This is a genomic window from Polaromonas sp. P1_G4, assembly GCF_056405475.1.
The window spans coordinates 1-4,046 of record NZ_JBFUCA010000398.1 but is presented as its reverse complement, the minus strand read 5'-3'; the positions used below and the strand labels follow the sequence as shown (position 1 = coordinate 4,046).

Genomic DNA, 4,046 nt, shown 5'->3' with positions numbered 1-4,046 from the left:
CCCTTGAGGGGGGAACAGGCTACACGCAGTGAGCCTGGACGGGGGTGCTATTGAAATACCTTCTCGGCTACCCCGACAGTCTGCAGACCCAGGTGCAGCAGCTGCTGGCGCAGGGCCGGCTGGGTGAGGTGCTGCTTGCCAAATACCCCCTTGCCCATGGCGTGCGGACGGACAAGGCCCTGTACGACTACGTGATGGGACTCAAAAGCGAGTTTTTACGCAGCTCGGAGCCGCTTTCCAAAGTCGCTTTTGACAGCAAGCTGCACGTGATTGCCCATGCGCTGGGCACACACACCACTGTTTCCAGGGTCCAGGGCAGCAAACTTAAAGCCAAGCGTGAAATCCGGGTGGCAACGCTGTTCAGGGAAGTGCCGGAAGAGTTTTTGCGGATGATTGCGGTGCACGAACTGGCCCACATCAAGGAAAAAGCGCACGACAAGGCTTTTTACCAGCTCTGCACCCATATGGAGCCGCGCTACCACCAGTATGAATTTGACCTGCGGGTGTACCTGACGCATATGGATGCGGTGGGCCGGCTGGAGTGGCCTTCAGCCTGACCCCACTGCGGTGTGGCCACAGCCGTCCGTGCGGGTTTCGAATCGGTCAAATTTACAAGGAAAAGGCCTGAAACCCAATACAGTCTTGCGCCATCAGCTATTCATTTAATAGCATCTCCGGCAAACGCATCTCAGGGAATCAGCCCCATCGCGTGCATATACGCCGGGTGCAGCATCAGTTCGTCCCATTCGTGGGCTGGGGTGGCGGGCAGCAGGTCCAGCCGGCGCAGCTCGCTGGACTCCAGCGCTTCCCACTGGCCCTTGAGCAGCGCCTCGGCCATGCCGTCCAGCAGTTCGTCCACCGGTTTGCCCTCCCCCACCGACTGGTTGCACAGCAGGACCATGTCGCAGCCGGCGTTCAGCGCCGTGACAGCAGCCTCGGTGTAGCTGACTTCCTTGCCGTCAATGAGGCGTGCGCCGGCCATGCTCAGGTCGTCGCTGAAAATCGCGCCGCCAAAACCCAGCTGGCCGCGCAGGATGTAAGTCAGCCACTTTTCCGAAAAACCTGCCGGCCTGGCGTCCACCTTGGGGTAAATCACATGTGCCGGCATCACGCTGGTGAGCGTGGTGTTCAGCCACTCATAAGGCGCGGCGTCGTCGGCCAGGATGGCGTTCAGGCTGCGTTTGTCGACCGGGATGTCGGTATGGGAGTCGGCCTTGACGAAACCATGGCCGGGGAAGTGCTTGCCGCAATTGGCCATACCCGCCTGCAGCAGGCCGTGCATCAGGCTTTTGGCCAGCAGCGTGACCACGCGCGGGTCGCGGCCAAAGGCGCGGTCGCCGATGACCCCGCTTTCACCCCAATCGAGGTCCAACACCGGCGTGAAACTGAAATCAACGCCGCAAGCGCGCAACTCGGCACCCAGCACGTAGCCACAGGCGGTGGCGGCGTTGGTGGCCGCAAGCTGGTCCTTCATCCACAGCGAGCCCAGCGCGCGCATAGGCGGCAGGTGGGTAAAACCATCCGTCCTGAAGCGCTGCACGCGGCCGCCTTCGTGGTCCACGCAAATCAGCAAGTCCGGCCGGATGCTCTTTATCTCAGCACAGAGCGCGCTCAGTTGCCGGCGGTCTTGCCAGTTGCGGCCAAACAGGATGATCCCGCCGGTCAAGGGGTGCTTGAGGCGCCGGCGGTCAGCCTTGGTCAGCGTGAGGCCGGCGATGTCGATGATGAGGGGAGCGTGCTGGGTCATGGGATTGAAATCAGGAATTAAATACTATTAAATTGATAGCTGCCAGCGCAATATTGACGGGCGCTAGGGGCCATTTTTCTCTACAACCACAAAACTGGCGGCGTAATCGGTTTCGTCGGTGACGGACACATGGGCAGTGAGCTGGCGGGCTTCAAACCAGGCCTTGAGCGTGCCGTGCAGCACGATCTCGGGTTTACCGCTGGGCGCCTTGGCGATTTCGCAGCTGCGCCAGGTCATGGGCATGCGCATGCCGGTGCCGATCGCCTTGCTGAAAGCCTCTTTGGCTGAAAACCGGGTGGCAAGGTAGCTGACGCCGCGGTCGGGCCAGCGCGCGCTGCGGTGTTTCCAGGTGGCAAGTTCACCGTCGCTCAGGATCCTGCGGGCAAACCGTTCGCCATGCCTCTCAAGGCTGGCGCGGATGCGGCGCACGTCGCAGATGTCAGTTCCAATACCGTAAATCATCTAGCACCCAATCGCCGCAAAGTGACACGCAAAAAGCCAGCAYGAGCCGCGGRACYGGCTTCGCCGGGCCGCAGGCGGGCGGCCCCCTCGGGGGGCAGGAAGCCACACGCAGTGGGCGACCGTGGGGGCTCCACTCATGCGGGGGCGAATGCCTGGGTGATGCTAAGCAGGTAACGCCTGGTGGTCGCGGCGTAACCCAACTCGAGCGCGTCGGCAACAAAAGCGTGGCCTATCGACACCTCCAGCACGCCGGGGACTTCGCGCACAAACTCCGTGAGGTTGTCGCAGTTCAGGTCGTGGCCGGCGTTGATGCCCAGGCCGGCTGCCGCGGCGGCCTGGCCCGCACGGGTAAAGCGCGCCAGGACTTCGGCCTTTTCAGGGGTGGGCCAAGCGCGCGCGTAGGTCTCGGTATAAAACTCCACCCGGTCGGCGCCCACGGCCTTGGCTGCTGCCATGGCTTCGGGAACCGGGTCCATGAAAAGGCTGACCCGCACACGGCGGTCATGGACCTGTTCTATCAGGGGCTGCAGGCGCTCCGCGTCTTCGGGGAAATTCCAGCCATGGTCGCTGGTGAACTGGTCCTCGCTGTCGGGCACAAAAGTGCACTGGTGCAGCGGCAGGCCCCTGGCGGCCAGATCGTGCACAAAGCCCATCAGGTTCTGGAGCGGGTTGCCTTCGATGTTGAATTCGCGGTCTGGCCAGTCCTTCATCAGCGCGGCGAGTTCAAAGACGTCGTCACGGCGGATATGCCGCTCGTCGGGCCGCGGGTGCACCGTGATGCCTTGGGCGCCGGCCTCCAGGCACAGCTCGGCGGCGCGCCGCACGCTGGGAATGTCCAGGTGCCGGGAGTTGCGCAGCAAGGCGACCTTGTTGACGTTGACCGACAGTGCGGTCTTGTCATACACATGGGACACGAGGGGAACGGGCGAAAGGAGTTTCATGGCGGTTGCTCGTTAGAAAGCTTGCAGGTCCATCATCATCTGCCGGGTTTTCAGGACCTTGACGCCGCAATGGTAGTGCAGCAGCCCGCGCAACTGGGTTTTAAGCTCATTGAAACCGGGGATACAGGCCCGTACCGTGTCAGAGAACAGCGCCTCGTCACCCAGCGCCTGTTGCAGCGCCTGCCATTGCCCGCCGGGCAGGCTGACGCGATCGTCGTCGTGCGCTTGCCGGAGCCCCGCCTCTGGCACCAGCACATAGCGGGTGTCCGGATCGAGCGGCGCCAGCGTGGCGGTTTCGGCGTCCAGCAGGGGTAAAAGGCCGATGTCGCGCAGCAGCCGCAGCTCAAACGCGCGCAGCGCCAGCTGCAGGGTTTCGGCACTTTGTGCGGCGATCAATTGCACCGTGGCGGCGTAGGCGTCAAACAGCACGGGATGCGGGTCGTCACGCGCCATCAGGCGCATGAGCAGCTCGTTGAGGTAATAACCCGACAGCAAGGCATCCCCCGTAGGCATAACGTGACCTCCCTGCCACTCAGCGCTTTTCAGGGTACGGATTTCGGCATCGCCACCAAAGGCAATGTGCAGCGGCTGCAAAGGCAGCAAGATCGGCCGGAAACTGGAACTGGGCTTTTTGGCTCCCCGCGCCACCAACGCCACCCGCCCATACTTGCGGGTGAACACCTCCAGGATCAGGCTGGACTCGCTCCAGTCGTAGCGATGCAGGACGTAGGCGGGCTCGTCACCTATGCGCTTGGTCGCCATGTTCAGGGATTCAAACGGTTTAAAGAAGGCAGGCCAGCATGAGCCGCGGAACTGGCTTTGCCAGGCCGCAGGCGGGCGGCCCCCTCGGGGGGCAGGGAACTACACGAAGTGAGCGACCGTGGGGGCCGGGGGCC

5 protein-coding genes are annotated in these 4,046 nt (G+C 62.9%); 1 reads left to right on the top strand and 4 read right to left on the bottom strand.

Annotation, left to right across the window (positions count from 1 at the left end):
* The first annotated feature begins 50 nt into the window (after positions 1-50).
* The gene (locus AC1D1X_RS17375) at positions 51-557 is read left to right on the top strand and encodes a YgjP-like metallopeptidase domain-containing protein (RefSeq protein WP_477671327.1); all 507 of its coding nucleotides are present in this window, start codon (positions 51-53) and stop codon (positions 555-557) included.
* A gap of 131 nt (positions 558-688) precedes the next feature.
* Here the strand turns inward: AC1D1X_RS17375 and nagZ are convergent, their stop codons facing one another.
* From nagZ to recO, 4 genes are all read right to left on the bottom strand, one after another.
* A complete protein-coding gene (gene nagZ, locus AC1D1X_RS17370) occupies positions 689-1,747 on the bottom strand; it encodes a beta-N-acetylhexosaminidase (RefSeq protein WP_477698750.1) in 1,059 nt (352 codons plus the stop codon).
* Between the two features lie 63 nt (positions 1,748-1,810).
* Positions 1,811-2,209 (bottom strand): holo-ACP synthase, encoded by a 399-nt coding sequence (acpS, locus tag AC1D1X_RS17365; protein ID WP_477671325.1) that lies wholly within the window; start codon positions 2,207-2,209, stop codon positions 1,811-1,813.
* A gap of 134 nt (positions 2,210-2,343) precedes the next feature.
* Positions 2,344-3,150 carry a pyridoxine 5'-phosphate synthase gene (locus AC1D1X_RS17360; protein ID WP_477671324.1) on the bottom strand — a complete coding sequence of 269 codons (807 nt, stop codon included), beginning with the start codon at positions 3,148-3,150 and terminating at the stop codon, positions 2,344-2,346.
* A 12-nt stretch (positions 3,151-3,162) separates the two neighbouring features.
* Positions 3,163-3,912: a DNA repair protein RecO gene (gene recO, locus AC1D1X_RS17355; RefSeq protein ID WP_457279374.1), complete on the bottom strand. Its 750-nt coding sequence runs from the start codon at positions 3,910-3,912 to the stop codon at positions 3,163-3,165.
* Between the last annotated feature and the right edge of the window lie 134 nt (positions 3,913-4,046).

Bases quoted from the DNA above. Each gene is read 5' to 3' on its own strand.
- nagZ (WP_477698750.1), bottom strand. From the start codon at position 1,747: ATGACCCAGCACGCTCCCCTCATCATCGACATCGCCGGCCTCACGCTG.
- acpS (WP_477671325.1), bottom strand. From the start codon at position 2,209: ATGATTTACGGTATTGGAACTGACATCTGCGACGTGCGCCGCATCCGC.
- AC1D1X_RS17360 (WP_477671324.1), bottom strand. From the start codon at position 3,150: ATGAAACTCCTTTCGCCCGTTCCCCTCGTGTCCCATGTGTATGACAAG.
- recO (WP_457279374.1), bottom strand. From the start codon at position 3,912: ATGGCGACCAAGCGCATAGGTGACGAGCCCGCCTACGTCCTGCATCGC.